Origin of the sequence: Micromonospora fluostatini, from assembly GCF_050410825.1 — a bacterium.
In the GTDB taxonomy this organism is placed as follows: domain Bacteria; phylum Actinomycetota; class Actinomycetes; order Mycobacteriales; family Micromonosporaceae; genus Micromonospora; species Micromonospora rosaria.
The window spans coordinates 5,958,567-5,976,300 of sequence record NZ_CP191251.1 but is presented as its reverse complement, the minus strand read 5'-3'; the positions used below and the strand labels follow the sequence as shown (position 1 = coordinate 5,976,300).

17 protein-coding genes are annotated in these 17,734 nt (G+C 70.6%); 12 read left to right on the top strand and 5 right to left on the bottom strand.

The features are described 5' to 3' along the window. Window positions 1-12: 12 nt before the first annotated feature. The 4 genes from ACQUFX_RS26550 to fxlM all read right to left on the bottom strand — a co-directional run bounded on the left by ACQUFX_RS26550 (window position 13) and on the right by fxlM (window position 5,298). Window positions 13-1,086 carry a lanthionine synthetase C family protein gene (locus tag ACQUFX_RS26550; RefSeq protein ID WP_428962955.1) on the bottom strand — a complete coding sequence of 358 codons (1,074 nt, stop codon included), beginning with the start codon at window positions 1,084-1,086 and terminating at the stop codon, window positions 13-15. Beyond that, window positions 1,083-3,824 carry a lantibiotic dehydratase gene (locus tag ACQUFX_RS26545; protein WP_428962954.1) on the bottom strand — a complete coding sequence of 914 codons (2,742 nt, stop codon included), beginning with the start codon at window positions 3,822-3,824 and terminating at the stop codon, window positions 1,083-1,085. The genes ACQUFX_RS26550 and ACQUFX_RS26545 overlap by 4 nt, the downstream gene beginning before the upstream one ends. Before the next feature lie 74 nt (window positions 3,825-3,898). Next, entirely contained in the window at window positions 3,899-4,045 is a 147-nt protein-coding gene (locus ACQUFX_RS26540) for an FxLD family lanthipeptide (protein ID WP_428962953.1), read from the bottom strand. A 14-nt stretch (window positions 4,046-4,059) separates the two neighbouring features. Further along, window positions 4,060-5,298, bottom strand: coding sequence for a methyltransferase, FxLD system (gene fxlM, locus ACQUFX_RS26535; RefSeq protein WP_428967090.1), 1,239 nt, complete (start codon window positions 5,296-5,298; stop codon window positions 4,060-4,062). Window positions 5,299-5,613: 315 nt separating this feature from the next. Here fxlM and ACQUFX_RS26530 point away from each other — a divergent pair, with 315 nt between their 5' ends. The 3 genes from ACQUFX_RS26530 to ACQUFX_RS26520 all read left to right on the top strand — a co-directional run bounded on the left by ACQUFX_RS26530 (window position 5,614) and on the right by ACQUFX_RS26520 (window position 8,173). Next, on the top strand, window positions 5,614-6,105 hold the full coding sequence (locus ACQUFX_RS26530; RefSeq protein WP_428962952.1) for a winged helix-turn-helix domain-containing protein: 492 nt from the start codon (window positions 5,614-5,616) through the stop codon (window positions 6,103-6,105). Then, a complete protein-coding gene (locus ACQUFX_RS26525) occupies window positions 6,084-6,689 on the top strand; it encodes a transposase (protein WP_428962951.1) in 606 nt (201 codons plus the stop codon). The genes ACQUFX_RS26530 and ACQUFX_RS26525 overlap by 22 nt, the downstream gene beginning before the upstream one ends. A 92-nt stretch (window positions 6,690-6,781) precedes the next feature. Then, window positions 6,782-8,173, top strand: coding sequence for a helix-turn-helix domain-containing protein (locus ACQUFX_RS26520; RefSeq protein WP_428962950.1), 1,392 nt, complete (start codon window positions 6,782-6,784; stop codon window positions 8,171-8,173). On the opposite strand, the gene ACQUFX_RS26515 is transcribed toward ACQUFX_RS26520, so the two are convergent. After that, window positions 8,130-9,980: a S9 family peptidase gene (locus ACQUFX_RS26515; protein ID WP_428962949.1), complete on the bottom strand. Its 1,851-nt coding sequence runs from the start codon at window positions 9,978-9,980 to the stop codon at window positions 8,130-8,132. The two genes, ACQUFX_RS26520 and ACQUFX_RS26515, sit on opposite strands and share 44 nt — an antisense overlap. 478 nt (window positions 9,981-10,458) lie before the next feature. Between ACQUFX_RS26515 and ACQUFX_RS26510 the strand changes: the two genes are divergently transcribed. The 9 genes from ACQUFX_RS26510 to ACQUFX_RS26470 all read left to right on the top strand — a co-directional run bounded on the left by ACQUFX_RS26510 (window position 10,459) and on the right by ACQUFX_RS26470 (window position 17,685). Beyond that, window positions 10,459-11,526: an endonuclease/exonuclease/phosphatase family protein gene (locus ACQUFX_RS26510; RefSeq protein WP_428962948.1), complete on the top strand. Its 1,068-nt coding sequence runs from the start codon at window positions 10,459-10,461 to the stop codon at window positions 11,524-11,526. Then, window positions 11,523-11,759, top strand: coding sequence for a hypothetical protein (locus tag ACQUFX_RS26505; protein ID WP_428962947.1), 237 nt, complete (start codon window positions 11,523-11,525; stop codon window positions 11,757-11,759). The genes ACQUFX_RS26510 and ACQUFX_RS26505 overlap by 4 nt, the downstream gene beginning before the upstream one ends. Beyond that, entirely contained in the window at window positions 11,756-12,496 is a 741-nt protein-coding gene (locus ACQUFX_RS26500) for a GOLPH3/VPS74 family protein (protein ID WP_428962945.1), read from the top strand. Before ACQUFX_RS26505 ends, ACQUFX_RS26500 begins: the two co-directional genes overlap by 4 nt. Further along, window positions 12,493-13,158, top strand: a complete 666-nt coding sequence (locus ACQUFX_RS26495) for a GNAT family N-acetyltransferase (RefSeq protein WP_428962944.1) — start codon at window positions 12,493-12,495, stop codon at window positions 13,156-13,158. Before ACQUFX_RS26500 ends, ACQUFX_RS26495 begins: the two co-directional genes overlap by 4 nt. Beyond that, window positions 13,155-13,784, top strand: a complete 630-nt coding sequence (locus ACQUFX_RS26490) for a GNAT family N-acetyltransferase (RefSeq protein ID WP_428962943.1) — start codon at window positions 13,155-13,157, stop codon at window positions 13,782-13,784. The genes ACQUFX_RS26495 and ACQUFX_RS26490 overlap by 4 nt, the downstream gene beginning before the upstream one ends. 104 nt (window positions 13,785-13,888) lie before the next feature. Beyond that, window positions 13,889-14,764 carry a hypothetical protein gene (locus ACQUFX_RS26485; protein WP_428962942.1) on the top strand — a complete coding sequence of 292 codons (876 nt, stop codon included), beginning with the start codon at window positions 13,889-13,891 and terminating at the stop codon, window positions 14,762-14,764. Continuing rightward, entirely contained in the window at window positions 14,761-16,293 is a 1,533-nt protein-coding gene (locus ACQUFX_RS26480; RefSeq protein ID WP_428962941.1) for a hypothetical protein, read from the top strand. The genes ACQUFX_RS26485 and ACQUFX_RS26480 overlap by 4 nt, the downstream gene beginning before the upstream one ends. A 153-nt stretch (window positions 16,294-16,446) precedes the next feature. After that, window positions 16,447-16,620, top strand: coding sequence for a hypothetical protein (locus ACQUFX_RS26475; protein ID WP_428962940.1), 174 nt, complete (start codon window positions 16,447-16,449; stop codon window positions 16,618-16,620). Window positions 16,621-16,776: 156 nt separating this feature from the next. After that, window positions 16,777-17,685, top strand: coding sequence for a CPBP family intramembrane glutamic endopeptidase (locus ACQUFX_RS26470; RefSeq protein ID WP_428962939.1), 909 nt, complete (start codon window positions 16,777-16,779; stop codon window positions 17,683-17,685). The last annotated feature ends 49 nt before the right edge of the window (window positions 17,686-17,734 follow it).

Below are 17,734 nucleotides of genomic sequence, written 5' to 3'. Positions count from 1 at the left end.
GGCGGCCTTTCGTCAGCTGAGAAGGAGGCAGGCGTCCCACGAGGTGGAGCTGGTGGCAGCTTCGGCGAGCGCGCGGCCGGTGGTGCCGTCGAGGAGGCCGGTGGGTTCGTCTGCGGCGGGGCTGGTGCGCTGGTGAAGGTGTGCGAGTGGGGCGAGGGGTATTGGGGTGAGGGCGTCGGCGGCGATGCGTCGGCCGGTGGCGAGGAGCCCGGCGGTGCCGTGGCAGAGGCTGCGGTCGGTGAGACGGCGGGTCTGTGTGGGGTCGTTGACGCAGGTGAGGAACGCGGTCTCGGCGAGATGTTGGCGGGTGGTGTCGTTGAGAGCGATGCCGGCCAGTTGTTGGGCGCGGGCGATGCCGGGGGTGCCGTAGCACCAGGAGGGGCGTAGCGGTGGCGCCGCTGGTGTGCCGTGGTGGAGGTCGTCGAGGGTGAGGGTTTGCGGCCACCAGATGGCATGGCCGGTGTGCTGCTGCCAGGTGTCCAGCCAGCGGCAGATGCGGGTGATCGCTGTGGTGTGTCCGTCGACGGTGATGCCGTCGCGGAGGGTGTGGGCGAGCAGGGCGAGGGGGCCGGTGATGCCGTGGGCGATGCCGTGGTTGGCGTGGCCGCCTGGTGGGGGTGGCTGGTTGCGGTCGGGCCCGTTGGCGCACCACCAGCCCGGGAGGTCGTTGACGGGTTCGGTGAGTCGGACCAGGTAGTCCAGGACGTCGCGGAGGAGGTCGTGGTGGCCGAGGCGGCGGAGGGCGACGCCGAGGCCGGTCAGGCCGCGGATGAGGTCGTATTCGGCGTAGTGCGGCTGTCGGCGTGAGTCGATGCGGCGGTGAGCGGCGTGCAGCCGTTGGCGGGTGACGGTGGCGGTGCCGGCTGCGGCGATGGTTCGCGCTCGGACGAGGCTGGGTCGGTCGGTGGTGGCGAGGACGAAGGCGAGCGCGGGGGCGCCGTGGAAGAGGCTGGCTCCGGCGGCGATGCTGACGCCGTGGACGGTGGCATGGCGTAGCGCCGCGTGAGCGGCTGGCCAGTTGCTGGTTTCCAGGTGCAGAAGGGCGACGCCGGTCGCGCCGTCGGCGAGGGACTGTGCGGCGGTCATGGTGTGGCCTGGCGGGTGCGGGCGACGGCGCGGGCCAGGCGGAGGCAGTGCCGTTCGGAGGTGGTGTCGACGCCGATCATGCGGGCGTGGTGCAGGTGCAGCAGGTCGGCCAGCACTTGGTCGAGGTCGAGGTTGTCGGCGTGGGCCAGCGCCTGGTAGGTGTCCAGCGCGGTAGCCAGATGATCGTCGCGGTAGGGGGTGCGGGCGAGGGCGATCTGGGCAGGGCTGAGGCGGGCGCCGGTGTGATGGGGGACGTGGTCGGCGAGCCAGCGCAGCCCGTCGCCGGTGAATCCGTCGGCGATGGCGATCATGCCGGCGGCGGTTGCGGCCTGGGGGTCTCCGGTCAGCCGGTGGAGAACGGCGCGAGAGTCGGCCGCGAACACCGCCTCGGCGACAGCGAGGGTGGTGCCGCTGCCGTGACGGGTCTCGGGCCGGTAGGGGTGCAGGGCGTAGTCGTGCAGGAGGTGCTTGTGTTCCAGGTGCTGCGCCCAGTGAGCGAGGCGTGTGGCGGTGTCGCCGAAGTGGCTGGCGGAGTGGAGTGGGACACGGAGCCGGAGGTGGGGTTCGGGGTCGGGGTACCGCAGGAACCACCAGCCCTCCGCCAGGAGGCTGTCGACGCGGCGGGCGAGGTCGGCGAGGATGTCGTCGATCCGCCCGAACAGCCTGGCTTCCAGCCACGATGACTGTCCGGGTCGATGCTGTCGTGCGGTCGCGGTCCGGGCCGGGCGTGGCGGCCGGGTGGTCGAGCCTCGGTGGGTGAGGGTGAGGAGCAGTTCGGTGGGTCTGCCGCCGATCCAGCCGGCGGGGCCGGGGGCCTCCGTGACGACGGTACGGTCGTGTCGGTCGAGGTGCCGGCGCAGCACGGCCAGGTGCGTCGTGTCGTTCTGGTCGAGACGGAGGTGTGTGTCGTTGTCGCCGATCAGGACGTCGTCGGGGATCCGCTGGCGTTCTCGGTAGCGCTGCCAGGCGTGGTACCACTGCCGCCACGGCGCCGCGCGGGGCAGGGCCGACCGGGGAACGGTCCAGCGGGCAGGGTGCAGCACGCTGCGCCCGCGTCGGAGGCGGGGCAGGAACGGCAGGTCGTGGGCGTGTCCCCAGTCGAATCTGCTGCATGGCGCCGACCACGCGGCCCAGATCTCCGTCAGGAACCGCATCAGCGGTTGCTGGAGAGCGGGTAGCAGCACGCTGTTGAGCAGCAGCGGCTCGACCGTCCGGCCGGTGGACCGCGACACCAGCCACAGCCGCTGCCCGTCACCGGCAACCGCTAGGTCCGCGACCTCGCACGGCGGGTCAGGGTGGAAGTCGCCGACGGGAAGGACGGGCAGCACCTCGGGCGTGCGGGCGACCGAGGCCAGCCGGGCGTCCAGCGGCGGTCCGGACACCTGGACCGGGTCCGCGTCGGGCAGGGCGGTCGGCAGGTTCTGGTAGACGCGCTGGAACGCTGACAGTTCGTCGGGGGTGAGCAGGTGCCCGAATCGGCCTGCGGACACCCCGGCGTGGCGGGCCCCGCTGGCCACTGTCAACGTGAAGTCACCCCGGTCCAGGTCCTGCGGGGTCGCGGCGGCGAGAGTGAACCGCAACTCGGTGTGCGGGATCGGCGGCCGGTCATCGCCGGCCCGGAGGAGGCCGATCAGCTCGTCGTCGAGGACCACCTCCGCGCAGCCGTCGAGAGCCGCCCGCTGTGCAAGCTGCGCGAGCAACCGGTCGCGACGGGTGAACACCCCGGGCACGCGCCGGGCCGATCCCCGGTATCCGGCGGGAAACCCCAGAACATGCAGCACCTCGCGCAACGGCACCGCCGCGCCCGGACCCCACCGGTCGATGAACGCGCGATGGTACTCGGCCCACCCCGCCGGTGGCGGCGCGACCGCCACCAGCGTCGACGCGGCCCGGCTCGCCTCTTGGAGCACCGCCGGCGGCAACGTCACCGACACGTCGACCCGCAGGTCCACCGCGACCCGGCTGCCGGAATCGGGTAGCGGCGAATGGCGGGCCAGGTGAGCGGCCGGGTCGGTGACCGTCATCGCCGGCCGCACCGCCGACAGCAGCACACCGGCGTCAACGAGCGAGGCCAGCATCCGCTCGGCCACCTCCATGCTGGCGGAAACCCGTCCGGCGACCCGAGCGGCGACCTCGCTGAACATGACGGGCGTACTCGCCGCGTGGATCGCTGCCCGCACCGGGCGGGTCAGGCGGACCTCGGTGTCCCACCGACGGTCGTCATCGGCGCGGGCGCAGGGCAGCACCCACACGTCGCCGCGCTGATACCCCACGGCGTTCGTCACCACCGCGACGCCGCGAAGGACGGTCAGGTTCCGCTCGACCCGCGCGGTGTGCTCGGCGACGAGCTGCCCGTCGGGACGGACGACCGCGCGGTGCGCCTCGCCCCACCGGACAGCCGCACGGTCACCGAACTCGACCGGAGCGACCCCGGCGAAGGTGCCGAACGGTGTCGCACGGGTGGTCCACCTCAGCAGGTACCGGACCGCCGACTCGACGAGGCGCCGGAGCCGGTCCAACGGGACCGACACGCCGGTCACGGCACGGGTAATCTGCGCGGCCAGCTGCGGTGTGGCGCCGGCGACGGCCGCCGCGAAACCCGGCAGCGCCCACACCGTGCTCAGCCAGTCCCGCCACTGCTCGGGCCGATCGACGGTCAGGTCGGGCCAGGCCGGCAGGACCAGGCCGTCCGGGTAGGCGGCGACTCTGACCAGCGCCGCACCAGGCGTAGGGAACATGATGCACCACCGCGAGAGAGTGGAGGGCCCGGCGTCGGCGGACGCCGGGCCCCCGGTGAGGGTGGAGGGATGGGCTACTTGCTGCCGCCGGAACAGGCGTTCGAGCCCGTGTTGCCCGAGCCGCAGCCGTCGTCGGTGCTGGTGGCGTACCCGTCGGCGGCGGGGCCGGCGTCCACCAGGGTGATGTCCAGGTCGAACTCGTCGAACTCCGTGTTCTCCACTCGGTTGTTCCTTCCTATGCGGGGGTGAAGGTGAGGATCAGGCGGCTATGCCGCTTGTCCAGCACCGTCCCGGCCGGCAGGTCGCCGTCGGGAGTCTCTACGGGCAGCACGGCCAGGCGCGCCGACGGCTGGCCGGCGTTCACCCAGGCGCGCATCTGCGCCACCATCCGCTCCGCCGCCGCAGCGGCGTTCGGGCCGTGGGCGCACGCGCCCAGGTCGAACGTGTCGTCGGTCCAGCGCAGCGCCGACCGGTACACGAAACTGCCCTCATGCAGGGCGGCGGGCGTGCCGAACCGCCACGCCGGGGCCACGATGCCGCTATCGACGGCCTCCTGCTGGGCCGAGAGCACCACCACCTGCTCCACCTGCCCGGTCAGGTGGGCGGCCAGCCACAGGTCCAGGTCCGCCAGCACCGTCCGGGGCGGCAGGCTCACCCCCGCCCACGCCTGCTCCCGCGGCTGCGCGAGCAGCCCGCCGACCGCCCCCGCACTGACCTGCTGACCCTCGTCCAGCCGCAGGTGGACACCCTCGGCGACGTCGACGTACCGCACCTCGTGCGCCCCGGCGCCCTGCATCGCCACGAACCCGCACAACCGCTGGCTCCGGCTGACCAGCCGCCCACCGTCACGGCGCAGCGCCCACGACCGGGTCATCCCGAACGTCCGCAACGGCACCACCAGGACACCACCCTCGGCGAGCTGCCCGGTCCACGCCGCCGGGATGTCCCACGCCCCCGCCGTCACCACGATCACGTCGAAACGACGCGCGGGCTCGACGGGCTGCTCGGCATCGGCGCATACCACGGTCACATCGCCGTACCCCGCCGCCGCCAGACACGCCACCGCCCGCCCGGTCACCTCGGGATCAATGTCCACCGTCGTGACCGAACCCGACGGGCCCACCAGCTCCCGCAGCAACGACGCGTTGTAGCCGCCCGACCCGACCTCCAACACATGCCGACCCGCCAACCCACCATCCAGGGCGTCCGCCGCCTGACCCAGCATCTCCGCGATCAACCACGGAGCCGACACCGAACTGACCGTCTCGGCACCCCGCCGCTTCGTGACCACCGCACTGCTGCCGTCATACGCCTCCGCCAGCGGCACACCCGGCGTGAACACCTCCCGGGGCACCACCCGCAGCGCCGCCTCCACCTCCGGCCGCATCACCAGACCCTTCGCCTCATGATCAGCGACCAGCTCATCGACCATCGCACCACGCAAGCCCGCACTACTCACCGTGCCGACACCCATAGACCCGTCAACCCCCGATTCCGTCATGGCCGCTCCATCCGAACGACCCGATCCCGCTGATGTCAGCCGAGGACGATGCGGCGCCCGCAGAGCCACCGAAGCCGCTACCCCGCTCGTAGACACTCTCGCCCAGCCGGACGGCCGGGTGAACGCACGGCATGCGGACGGAACGCCTGTCCGCATCCAGGACGTGACACGGATTCGGCACACGTCGCTCCGTGAACCACGGCGGTTGCGGTTGCTACAGAGCTTGAATGGCCAGATTCGTCCTATGTGGTCTGGTGTGACGGATGTGGGTTGGGGTAGATCGGTGGGATGAGGTATCCCGATGGAGGTGGGTTGTCCGCGCGGGGGCGGGCGAAGCGTGAGGCGGTACGGCGGCAGGCGGCCGGGTGGTTCGCCGAGGATGTGTCGGTGCCGGAGATCGCGGCGCGGTTGCGGGTGTCGCAGACGGCGGTGTACGGGTGGCGCAAGCGGTGGCGGGCCGGTGGTGAGCGGGCCCTGGCCTCGAAAGGGGCCGGTGGGTCTCGGTGCCGTCTGGATGAGGGTCGGTTGCGGCGGTTGGCCGACGCCCTGGACGAGGGTCCGGCGGCGCACGGTTTCGGTAGTGATCAGCGGTGGACTCTGGCGCGGGTGTCGGACCTGATCGCCCGGATGTTCCACACCCGCTACACGCTGCGTGGCACGGCGAACATCATGTACCGGCTGGGCTGGTCGGTGCAGGTCCCCCAGCAGCGTGCGGTCGAGCGTGACGAGGCCGTGGTCACCACCTGGCGGCGGGAGACGTGGCCGGCGGGAAAACGGTAGCGGCGCAGCGGCAGGCGTGGTTGGTCTTCGAGGACGAGGCCGGTCAGACGCTGCGCCCACCGAAGGCACGCACCTGGGGACGACGCGGGCACACCCCCGTGGTCCCGGTGTCGGGCAAGGGCTCCGGCCGCGTCTCGATCGCCGGGCTGACCTGTTACCGGCCCGGCGAACGATCCCGGTTCATCTACCGCACGATCACCCACCGCGGCCGCAGGAACGAGCGCCGCAGCTTCGGCGAACGCGACTACATCGCCCTGCTCGACGCCGCCCACCAGCAGCTCGGCGGACCGATCGTGTGCGTCTGGGACAACCTGAACACCCACGTCTCCGCCGCCATGCGGCAGATGATCGACGCCCGGGACTGGCTGACCGTCATCCGGCTACCGGCCTACGCCCCGGACCTGAACCCGACCGAGGCAGTGTGGTCCCACCTGAAACGCAGCATCGGCAACCTCGCCGTCACCGGCGTCGACCATCTCCAAGCGATCATCCGCAACCGACTCAAGAGCATCCAGTACCGCACCGACCTACTCGACAGCTTCCTCGCGCACACCGGCCTGACCCTCGAACCCGACACAACCTGACCATTCAAGATCTGTATACGACGGGTGACCTCGGGTGGGTGGGTCTACGCTGTTCGATACCGTTCGGTGGGATCCCTGAGGAGGGCGGCGTCATGGGCCAGACCCCGCGAACGCTCCAGCCAGCCGTGTCGGAGCGCCATTTCTTCGGCGCGGAGTTGCGGCGTCTACGAGAACAGGCGCAGCTCTCCCAGGCACGGTTGGGTTCGATGATCCGCTTCAGCCCCGACCTGATACGGCGGGTAGAGACAGCGGATCGTTTCCCGTCCCGTCAGTTCGTTGAAGCGTGCGACACGGCGCTGGCCGCCGGTGGCGCCTTGTTGCGGCTGCTGCCGCTGCTCGAAGCGAAACGGAGCGTTGATCGGGAAGCCCGGGCCTTGCGTCCTGCAGCCGGGTACGTTGGCCCTGTTGCCTCGCCGCCCGCCACCGCGTCTGGGTACGTCGAGCACGGTCACCTGGTCAGGCGAGTTCCCTTCCAGCCAGGCGTACTCGATCGTGCCGCACTGGACTGGCTGAATGCTCTGCATAGTCCGAACAACCCCACGTCAGGCAGACCGAACTCCACCAGCCGGGTTTCGGAGGACGAATTCGCCGCAGCGGAAACCGCTCTGGCGGTCTTCCGGCAGCTGGATCACGCCCAGGGCGCCGGGCGGGTCCATGCGCAGGTGCAGCGGTACATCGAGGGTGAGCTCAACCGGCTGCTCGCGCACACGTCCGCTGCTGATCCGATCGGCAGGCGTCTGTTCACACTCGCGGCGGGCTTCTTCGAGCTGTGCGGCTATCAGGCGGTCGATACGGGCGCACACGGCCTCGCCCAACGCCGCTACCTGCGTGCCCTACGGTTGGCGCAAGAAGCCGATGACCACTGTTACGGCGGTTACCTTCTCGCCGTCAACATCGGCCACCTGGCGCTGCACTGCAACCATCCCGAGGCAAGCCTGCGCATGGCCGCCACCGCACTGACGGGGTGCGAGGCCCAGGCCACCCCTGCCATACGGGCGGCCCTGCACGCCGTCGTGGCCCGCGCGCATGCCCGGCTCGGGCACGAGACCGACTCCGTCGCCCACCTCGGCGTGGCGGAGAAGCAGCTCGGTCGCAGCCGGCCAGAGGATGAGCCGGAGTGGATCCGATACTTCACCTCGGCGTACCTCGCCGACGAACTGGCTCACTGCTTCCACGACCTTGGCCAGCCGCCACAGACGCAGCGGCATCTGGGCGATGCTCTCACCTCGCTGAGCCCGTCACATGTTCGCCGAGTCGCCATCGACACCGCGCTTCTGGCATCGTCTCTGGCCGCCGCCGGCCGTATCGATGAAGCCTGTGCGACTGCCCGCCAAGCGGTCGATCACGCCGCCAAGACCGCCTCCCACCGGTGCCTCCAGCGGATTGTCGATGTGCAGGTCGACCTTGATCCTTACCGGGGTGAGTCGGAGGTCCGAGAGCTCAGCGACTACGTGCGGCATCGGCTGCCGCTGGCAGCGGTGTAGCCCGAGGATTCACTCCAGCCTTGCCCAGCGATGAGAGGTAGTGGTGGAGCTCGGCTTCCAGGGCCAGCTCGGCGCCGCTGGAGGTGGCGACGTAGTGGCCGACGCCGTCCAGCAGCAGCAACTCGTGGGGTAGGCCACGGCGGGTCAACTGGGCCGCGAGGTCCCGCACGTCGTCGACGACGGCGACAGTGTCCTCGGTGCCGTGCACGAGGAGCACCGGTTGTCGGATGGCTTCGGCGGGAATTCGGCCCGCGCCGCCACGCAGGCGCAGGGCATGTGCACGCTGGAACCGGGGAACGGTGGTCGCCCAGCGGTCGGGATCCACGATCGCCGAGATGGCGGTGGCGGCGGTGAACGGACCGTCCTGTGCCACCGCGTGCAGCGCCGTGTACCCGCCCGCGCTGGCACCACGGATGAACACCTGGCCCGGCACCGTGCGCCCGGCGGCGAGGAGGTGTTCGGCCACCGCCCGGCAGTCGGCGACGTCGTCCAGACCCCACCGGCCGTACAGCGATTCACGGAACGCCCGCCCGTAGCCGGTGCTGCCGAGATAGTCGACATCCACGACGGCGAACCCGCGGCTGGTGAAGAACTGCGCCTGCCAGTCGAGACGCAGCAGGCAGGAGGCCGTGGGGCCGGGGTGCGCACGAACGATCACGGGAGCCCGCCAGGCCGGTCCCGAGCCTGTCGGCGCATACACCAGGGCCACCACCTCGCGGCCCTCCGCGACCTGGACCCGCAGCTCGGTCGGCGTGGACACCGCCGTCCCGGCAAGCTGTGCGTGCTCCGACCGGGCCAGCACCTGCAGTCGCGGTTCGCCTTCTGTCAGGTGCACCAGCACGACCTGCGGCGCCGCCGTCGACGACGACGCGATCAACGCGACCGTCTTTCCGTGAGCCGCCACGTAGGGCTTGATAGACGTGTACGGAAGGTCGACCGGTGACACCGCGCCCCGCTGGTCGACAAGCACCAGGCGATGTCTCGGCCCCTGCTGCACCGCCACCGCGATACGCCCGTCGTCGAGGAAGTCGTACGACGCGTAACCCAGCTCCCACGGCTCCGCGGCGCACTCGCCAGTGATAGGCGCTATTGCCCGAACCTCCTGACCATCCCAGCGGAACAGGTTCCACCAGCCGTCACGGTCCGACATGAAGTAGAGCGCGCCGTCAGGTCCCCACCGTGGCTCCACCACAGACTCATCCACTCCACCCGCGATCCGCACCGGATCCTCGATGCGCCCACCAGCCTCGTAGGGCGCTACCCACAGCTCACAGGCGTCCCAGGGCATGTCCCGCTCGCTCCACCAGGACCAGGCCAGGAAGTTTGGCCCAGGCTGTGGCGCACCGAAGAAGCCCGACGACGAGGCAAGAACCCTCAACTCCGGTGGGCCAGCAAGATCCACCGCCACCAGTTCGTCGCCCTGCTCGGACTCTCGCACGCCCAGCAACTCGCCGGCACCGACACCCAGACCTCCAACGGCCGCCGTATCGATCAACTCCAGCTCATCCCCTCTATGAGGCCGCCGGTACAAGCCGCCTTCGCCGACGCACCACAGCTCTTTGTTGAAGATGGCATAGGAGCCGCCGCCATAGGCGTGTATCCCGCTGGTGATGTTGAAGGAGGCGGGACTGACGTCATGCATACCTTCGGCGGATTGCCACCGTACTAGGGTGGTTCCCCCGCCAGAACCGGGACGAGTCTCCAGCCAGTAGAGGGATCCTTCGTAACTGCGGAGCTGGTCGAAACTAATGGAACCCCGCACCGCATCCGCTGCACGAATCGGGGCGGTGCCAATCGTCGAATGCATAGCGCCTCCTCGGGCAGCCGTGTCTCAGGCCGGCGGGACGTTAAAGCGGGGAAGTGTTCGGAGGTCACCTCGGTACACCGCCCCTCCCATCCTGGCGGCATGCCTCGGGGGTTGGCAGGGGTACGCGCACAACATCAACTCTACGTCTCCCATCCTTCGCTCCGGAGCGAAGCACCCGGTCTACCTGTCCGGCCTCCCATCTAGTAAGGCTGGCGGCGCTCGAACACGGACAACTTGCTCTGTCCGCGTCCGCTGTGTCGACCAAACCTCAGATCCGAGCGAACCTATTCAAGGGCGGCCTTGCGGTGAGCAAAGAATGACGGCCGGCAGAAATGCTCATAGCGAGCGCCCATCATGAGGAGGGTGGCGATGAGACGAGCGATTCGGGTGCGCCTGTGAGACCGGCGCTGGCATCTGCCGGCCTTGTTCGTGGCCTAGCCTCGCCCTCGGTGGCCTAGCGCCGATTTTTAGATCATCAATGAATGGACTCTCGCATGTAGGTGAGCGTTTGGTATGGCGGCAGACGGTCAGCCGCCATGCCAGCCACGGTGCACCGACCAGTCCAGCTGACCATTCACTTCAGGAAGACACGCTCATGCGATTGCGTTTTGCGACCTACAACCTGCTCGATCTGACCCTTGCTCCTGAGAGTGCGCGGGAGGGTGAGCGGCAGCGGCAGGTGATTCAGACCATTCGTGCGATCCGGCCGGATGTGATCGCGGTGCAGGAGTTGAAGTGCCCGCCGGGTCGCGCTGGTCGGTTGGTGGCGGAGGTGGGGGAGCGGACCGGGTTGACCGCGACGGTGCAGGAGTCCGGCGGCCGGGCGGTCCACGCGGTCGCGGTCGGTGATCACACCCTGCACGTGGCGCTGCTGTGGCGTCCCGGTCTCACCCCGCTGCCGGAGACGTTCCGTACCTACAGCCCCGCCGTGCATCACCATGGTGGTTGGCGGGGTGTCGGCTACGGCTCGCTGGTCCGTCTCGGGTTTGTGGTGGCTGGTCGGGCGGTGACGTTCGCGTCGTATCACGCGCCGGCGTTCGGTCGGCATCGTCGTCTGGACCAGGCCGAGACCGCCCTCGCGGCCGTGACCGCACCAGCAGGGCCGGTGCTGGTCGGATCCGACTTCAACGCCGTCGGCGCGGCCCGGGTGAACGGTGACTTCTACGACCCTGACCCCTACACCGGGCACCTGTGGTGGCCGGATCTGGTGCACCAGTGCCACGAGCCCACCCACCCGGGCACCAGTCACCGTGCGGATCGGCGGCCGGCGGCGGTGTGGGAGGCCGGTGGCCTGTACGACGTGGCCGCGCATGCCCGTCGTCCGTGGCAGGCGACGACGGGGCATTGGCCGTCGTGTCCGTACAGCGTTCGGGGGATTGCCCGTCGGATCGACACCGTTCACGCGACCGAGCCGGTGTTGCGGGCGGTGTCGGGGGTTGCGGTGGTCGACACCCCGGTCAGCCGGGCGGCGAGTGATCACCTGCCGGTGGTCGTGGACCTCGACCTGGCAGCACTACCGGCCCCTCCCGCGGTGGGTGGGTCATGACGCGCCTGGAGGAGAGCGGCCACCCCAGCGACCGGTTCACCGCCGCGTCCCGCACCGTCCGCGCCCACGCCGACGGCGGCGTCTGCCCCGCCTGCCCGGCCGACGGTCCCTGCCCGCAGCAGACCTGGGCGGTCCGTCAACTTGCCGACCACCCGGGTGGCCGTCTCCTGCTCCACCAGCTCGGCATCCCCTCTGACGAGTCCGTTTCGATTCAGGAAGGCCTGCTGCGGTGACCACTCGCTCCGCCGCCCGCTCGCACGTGCCCCGCCACGCCCCGCCCACTACCGCACCCGTGTGTCTCCAGGCGCGGGGTGGTGACGGGCACCGGTTCGCCGACGAGTTCCACCTCCTCGCTCACGACGACACCGGTCAGCCGCGGCTGCCCCGGCCGGTGGCGGCGTACGGGTTGGCCGCCGCGCTGCTCGCCGAGTTGCACGTCAGCGGGCGGATCACGGTCGACCGGGGGCAGGTCCAGGTGCGCGACCGCCACCGGCCGGCGGACGTGGTGCAGGGTGTGCTGCTGGACCGCATCGCGGCCGTGAAACCGGAGTCGACGCGGGTGTGGCTGGCGTTCGTCGCCGGGTCGGCGCATGACTGGGTCGCGCACCGGATGTGCCAGACCGGACTGCTGACGTCGCACTCCGGCAGCCGGTGGCGGCCTTGGGCCAAGCGTGGCGGCTACCGGCCCGCTGACCGGTTTGATGCGGCGTGGCCGTGGACGAGGTTGTCCCAGCAGCTACGTGACCGCGCTCCGTTGGGTGACAGTGACCGGATCCTGGCCGGTTTGGTCCTGCACACCCACCTGGACACCGCGCTCCTGGCCGGCGCCTCACTGCGCGCCCGCGTGTACCTGCGCGAGGTCGCCGAGGATGTGCAACCGCCGGTGCACGAGTTGTTCGCTGCCCTCGCCGCCCTGGTCTCCACCAGTGTGTCGCCGCTGGGTGAACCCGTGCCGGGAGCCCTCCGATGACCACCACTGCCCGGGTGACCGTCCGCCGTGCCACGCCTGACGATGTCGACGCCCTCGCCGAGGTTCTCGCGGAGGCGTTCCACGACAGTGCGGTCGCCGGGTGGCTGATCCCCGACCCGACCGACCGCCACACCATCTACCACCGCTACTTCACCGCCGTCCTGGCCCACGGCCTGGAGCACGGGCACGTGGACACGGTCGCCGACCGCAGTGCTGTGGCGGTGTGGTACCCCCGCCTGCACCCACCACCCCCACCCGCTCCCACGCATCAGGCGGCGCTCGCGGAGGTCACTGGTCGGTACGGGCCGTTGTTCGCGTTGATGGAGGCGCTGTTCGAGGTCGGTCACCCCGACGAGCCGCACCACCACCTCGCCCACCTCGCCGTCCGTCCCGCCCGGCAGGGCCGTGGCCTCGGCACCGCCCTCCTGGACCATCACCACCGGCGTCTCGACGCGCAGGGTGTGGCCGCCTACGTGGCGACCACCAGCCCCCGGCGTGGCCTCTACCAGCGGCTCGGTTACCACACCTGCCCGCCCCTGACCCTGCCCGACGGCCCCGCCGTCTGGCGTCTGTGGCGTCCCGGGTCGGCCGGGCTGCCCGCCGCGTTCCCGAGCACCGTCTCCCCACCTGTCGACTGCTTCAGTGAGGATCCCCTCCGATGACCGTGCCCGTAGTCCACCACTTCCGCACAGCCCTGCCGGGCGATGTGGCTGTGATCGCGGCGATGCTCACCGCCGCCGCCGTCCACGACCCCCTCACCCGATGGCTCCTCCCCACCGACGTCACACCCCGCGACCGCTACCACCACCTCCACCCCCTCCTCACCGCCGACATCACCCACGCCGTCGAGCACGGGGGCGTTGACGTGCTCGCCGACGTCACCGGCGTCGCCGTGTGGCACCACCACACCCACCCGAACACCGCCCTGCCCCCACGGCACCGCTTCGGCCCTGACGCCGGACGGGCAGCCGTCCGCTACGCGCAACTCCAGACGACCCTCGACAGCTACCGGTCTGCGGCGCCCCACCACTGGCTCACCTACCTGTGGATCCACCCCTCCCAACGTGGGCTGGGTGTCGGCCGGCAGTTACTCGACCACCGCCACCAGATTGCCGACGAGGAAGGGATCCCAGTCGACGCGGTCGTCACCACCACCGGCCTGCGGGACTACCTCACCGCGTGCGGCTACCACCCCGACCTGCCCCTGCACCTACCCGCCGGGCCCGCGCTGTGGCCGCTGCGCCGCACCGGCCGCCCGCTGCGCACTCACCCGGCGCCTGCCGGCTGACCGCGCTCCAACGTCGGCAACGACCAGGTCGCCTCACCCCTGCCGTCACCGACCGGGTGGGCCCTTCGAGACATCGAGCCCGACTGTTCACCGAGTTGAGGACCATGACCCTGCCTTACATCCGCGTGCGGTCCACCGGCCGCCGCCGCCCTCTCGCTCTCCAGACCCCCGTCACCGCGTTCAGGAACCCGGACACCGGACACCGGATGGTGGTGGCATCCACCTTCCACTTCGGAGAGCCCGGCTACCACCAGGTGCTCTCCGACGACATCACCGCCCACGAACGGGACGGCTGGCAGGTGCAGCACGAAGGCTCCCAGCACCTCACCCCCGCCGACACCCCGACCGCCGACGAGCAGACCGTCCTCAACGAGCTTCACGCCAGCCGTGACCTCGACACCCGGCGCATGAGCGTGCTCGGTTGGGTCTCCCAACATTCCGTCCTGCACCGGCCCACCTGGCGCACCGTCGACATGGCCGACCTCGACATCATCCGCGCCGTCGGCCACGACGCCATGCGCGCCCACCTCACCACCACCCGGGAACGCCTCGGCTGGCCCGACACCCAACCCTGGCAGCACTGCCGCTTCCACGCCCTGCTCGCCCTCGGCCTGCGCCACATCGCCCGAGCCGCCGCACACGGACACGACCCCCGCAGACCCCGTCCTCACCCCGACCCCCGCCAGGAGGCGGTGGACCGGGTGCTGCTCGACGCCCGCACCGCCCTCGCCGTGAACACCGCCACCACCACCCACGGGAACGTGGTGATGGTGTGGGGCGCCGCGCACCTACCCGGCATCGCCGCCGAACTCACCCGCCACGGCTACCACGCCGACCCCGTCGACGGACGCTGGCACACCGTCGGCCTGTTGCCCCGGGTCGCGGCCTCCACTGTCCGCTACCTCCTGCGCAGACCCCCCACACCCCACCCCACCTTCCACACCACCAGCACCATCCCGGTCGCGGAGGCCTCGTCGTGAACCGTCTCCTCAAGCCCGCCCTCCTGCTCGGCGGCCCCGTCCTGCTCGCCGCCGGCTGCTTCGGCCTGGCCCCCTACTACACGACCGTCGCCGTGTGGGAACTCCGCCCCATCCTCCCGGTCGCGCTCGCCGCCGTAGTCGGCCTGGCCATCGCCGCCGGCCTCGGCAGCCTCGGCGCCCGCCTCGACGAGTACGACAACCGGCCGATGATCGGCCTCGGCCTCCTCGGCTGCCTGATCGGCGCCATCGTGGCGATCGGCTGGATCACCCACACCCAATACCAGCAGGACCGGACATTGGCCGGTACCCTGACCGTCACCACCACCCCGGTTCCGGACCTCGACGACCGCATCCCGTTCCAGGTCGCCCAGGCACAGGCCCGATCCGCCCTGCCGGACGGCGGTGACATCGTCAGCGACGCCCACCTACCCGACCAGAACCGCCACGCCACCCTGGTCACCCGGCGGGGCATGCTCGCCGGTTACGCCACCGTCCTCATCACCCCCGACAACGGGGGTGGGCAGGGCTCGGCAGGGCGGTGCGAGTTCAACCACGAGCGGGCCGACGCCCGTGCCGGCGGCCTGTTCGCCCACAACCTCGGCCGCCAGATCTCCACCCAGCAGCGGTGGGTCCGCTTCGCCGCCGACGACATCTACGCCTACTGCGACCACAACCGGCCCCTCGTCGTCGTGCCGTTGAAACGGCAGACCGGCATCCTCGTCGTCACCGAGAAACCCGCCGGAGTCGCCCTCTACGACGGCACCACCGGCGAGCTGACCATCACCACCGACACCACCGCAGTACCCGGCCCGTCGTACCCGCTGAGCCTCGCCGCCCAGCAACGCGCCGCCACCACCGCCACCGGAACCTTCACCGACTGGCTGTTCCGCCGCACCGGATGGGAACTCCCCGACGACGACGTCAACTCCGCCAACACCGCCGAATACACCCTCACCACCGGCGGCGGTCGGCCGACCTACGTCGCCCCGATGACCGCACGCGGATCCGCCACCGCCATCTCCGCCATCACCACCCTGCCCGCCCGACACCCCGGCCTCCGCCTCGCGCCGCTGACCGTGCACCGCCTCGACCCCACCTGGGTATCACCCACCGCCATCGTCGACCGGATCCGCGCCGACTACCAGGACCTCCCCAACTGGCACACCATCACCGTCTACGAAGTCATCCCTGCTGGCCGCGACCGGTGGACCGCCACCCTCGGCACCGGACAAACCATCCTCTACCGCGCCACCGGCACCGGCACCCTCACCGGCCACACACCCACCTGCCTCCACCACACCAACGGCACCACCATCCGCTGCGGCAGCACCGCCAACACCCACGGCAACGGACCCGGCCTCCACTACGCACCCAACACCACACCCAGCCCAGGCGGGATCCGCCCCACCCCGTCACCCGCCCCGAACGACAAAGACCTCACCCGCATGACCGACCAGCAACTCGCCGACCTACACCGCCGCATCGCCGACGAAACCGCCTGCCGCCTCCAACACACCTGCCACCGGTAGACGGCCCGGTCGAATCCCAACGGCGGGTTCGCCAGTCCGCGACCAGACACAACCGGCACCCCGACCACCGCCACCGGCCGACTGACCGGCCGCCGACGCCAGTCGTCATGTCCCACGGAAAGGCGGCAGTCTCTCTTGTTCATGGTCATCGGTATGGCACTGCTGTTCTCGGAGGTCACGGGCCAGGCCGTCACGCTGCCGTCCCCGGCCGCCGTCATGCGTCACGTGGGGGACACCCGGCTGGACCAGGTTCTGCCCTGCGTGCGGTGCCTCGTCTGCCACCTCGACACCCTCACCTGGCCGCCGACACCCCACACCTGCCGCTGAACCCCACCAGCACACCGCGCCCGGTCTGGTGCCGGCCCGTGCCCACCCCTTCCACGCCCTGGAGATCCCACCCCCATGCCCTCGTCCGTGTCGGCGACCGGCACCCCCTACCACCGACTCAGCCAGCACATCCCCCGACGCCGCTCCCTACTAACCATGGCGGCAGTCCTGATCGGCACCCAGACCGCCCAACTCCCCGTCACCCTGACCACCCGACACCTCCCACCGGAAGGGCTGCCCGTCCTCGGCCCCTACACCGGACTGGTCCTCTCATTCGCCGAGATCGCCTGCATCCTGCCCACCACCCTCCTCGCCGTCCACTGGGGCGAGAAACGCCGCACAGGCACCCTCAGCAGCGTCACCGGCCGGCTGCGCTGGCAGTGGCTGGCCGTCTGCCTGATCATCGCCGCAGTCTGCGTCGCCCTCGTGTTCTGCGCCGGATCCCTCACCGTCCTGCTCACCGTCCTCGACCCCGACACCAGCACGACATCACCACCGCCGTCGCGGACCTGGATCGGCCTCGGCCCCTCCCTCACCACCCTCGCCATCCTGCTCAGCCTCATCGTCGGCCAAGTCGCCGCCGAGGAATACGTCACCCGAGGCGTCATCCTCCAAACCGTAGGCCGCCTCACCCGCACACCCTGGCCCGCCATCACCACCCAGGCCACCATCTTCACCGCCCTCCACGGTTTTGGCGGATGGGGCACCCTCGGCGTCCTCACCACCGGCATCGCCCTCGGCTGGCTCACCACCCACACCGGCGGACTCGAAGCCGCACTCGCCTACCACCTCACCCTCAACAGCACCATCGCCGTCATCGCCGTCACCATCGGAGCCACCGACCCCACCACCAACGCCACCCACGCCCCCTGGCCACTCACCATCATCACCGCAGCCACCGCCACCACCTACACCCTCACCACCCGCCTCGCAGCCCACACCCTCGGCATCACCCCCACCCCACACACCACCAACAACCCCGACACCACGACACCCACCGCCCCGGTCGTCGACAGACCAACCGACAACCACCACCAGGCATCCACGACCAGCTCTCGAGGGTGAGCGTCACGGGAATGCGCTGGCTCGAAGATCGCCGCCCGGATCAGCCGAA

What these genes read in the sequence shown, in the direction of transcription:
- ACQUFX_RS26515 (WP_428962949.1), bottom strand. Translation starts at nt 9,980, where the DNA reads ATGCATTCGACGATTGGCACCGCCCCGATTCGTGCAGCGGATGCGGTG.
- ACQUFX_RS26470 (WP_428962939.1), top strand. Translation starts at nt 16,777, where the DNA reads ATGGCGGCAGTCCTGATCGGCACCCAGACCGCCCAACTCCCCGTCACC.
- ACQUFX_RS26495 (WP_428962944.1), top strand. Translation starts at nt 12,493, where the DNA reads ATGACCACCACTGCCCGGGTGACCGTCCGCCGTGCCACGCCTGACGAT.
- ACQUFX_RS26545 (WP_428962954.1), bottom strand. Translation starts at nt 3,824, where the DNA reads ATGTTCCCTACGCCTGGTGCGGCGCTGGTCAGAGTCGCCGCCTACCCG.
- ACQUFX_RS26520 (WP_428962950.1), top strand. Translation starts at nt 6,782, where the DNA reads ATGGGCCAGACCCCGCGAACGCTCCAGCCAGCCGTGTCGGAGCGCCAT.
- ACQUFX_RS26550 (WP_428962955.1), bottom strand. Translation starts at nt 1,086, where the DNA reads ATGACCGCCGCACAGTCCCTCGCCGACGGCGCGACCGGCGTCGCCCTT.
- ACQUFX_RS26505 (WP_428962947.1), top strand. Translation starts at nt 11,523, where the DNA reads ATGACGCGCCTGGAGGAGAGCGGCCACCCCAGCGACCGGTTCACCGCC.
- ACQUFX_RS26485 (WP_428962942.1), top strand. Translation starts at nt 13,889, where the DNA reads ATGACCCTGCCTTACATCCGCGTGCGGTCCACCGGCCGCCGCCGCCCT.
- ACQUFX_RS26490 (WP_428962943.1), top strand. Translation starts at nt 13,155, where the DNA reads ATGACCGTGCCCGTAGTCCACCACTTCCGCACAGCCCTGCCGGGCGAT.
- ACQUFX_RS26530 (WP_428962952.1), top strand. Translation starts at nt 5,614, where the DNA reads ATGAGGTATCCCGATGGAGGTGGGTTGTCCGCGCGGGGGCGGGCGAAG.
- ACQUFX_RS26510 (WP_428962948.1), top strand. Translation starts at nt 10,459, where the DNA reads ATGAATGGACTCTCGCATGTAGGTGAGCGTTTGGTATGGCGGCAGACG.
- ACQUFX_RS26475 (WP_428962940.1), top strand. Translation starts at nt 16,447, where the DNA reads ATGGCACTGCTGTTCTCGGAGGTCACGGGCCAGGCCGTCACGCTGCCG.
- fxlM (WP_428967090.1), bottom strand. Translation starts at nt 5,298, where the DNA reads ATGGGTGTCGGCACGGTGAGTAGTGCGGGCTTGCGTGGTGCGATGGTC.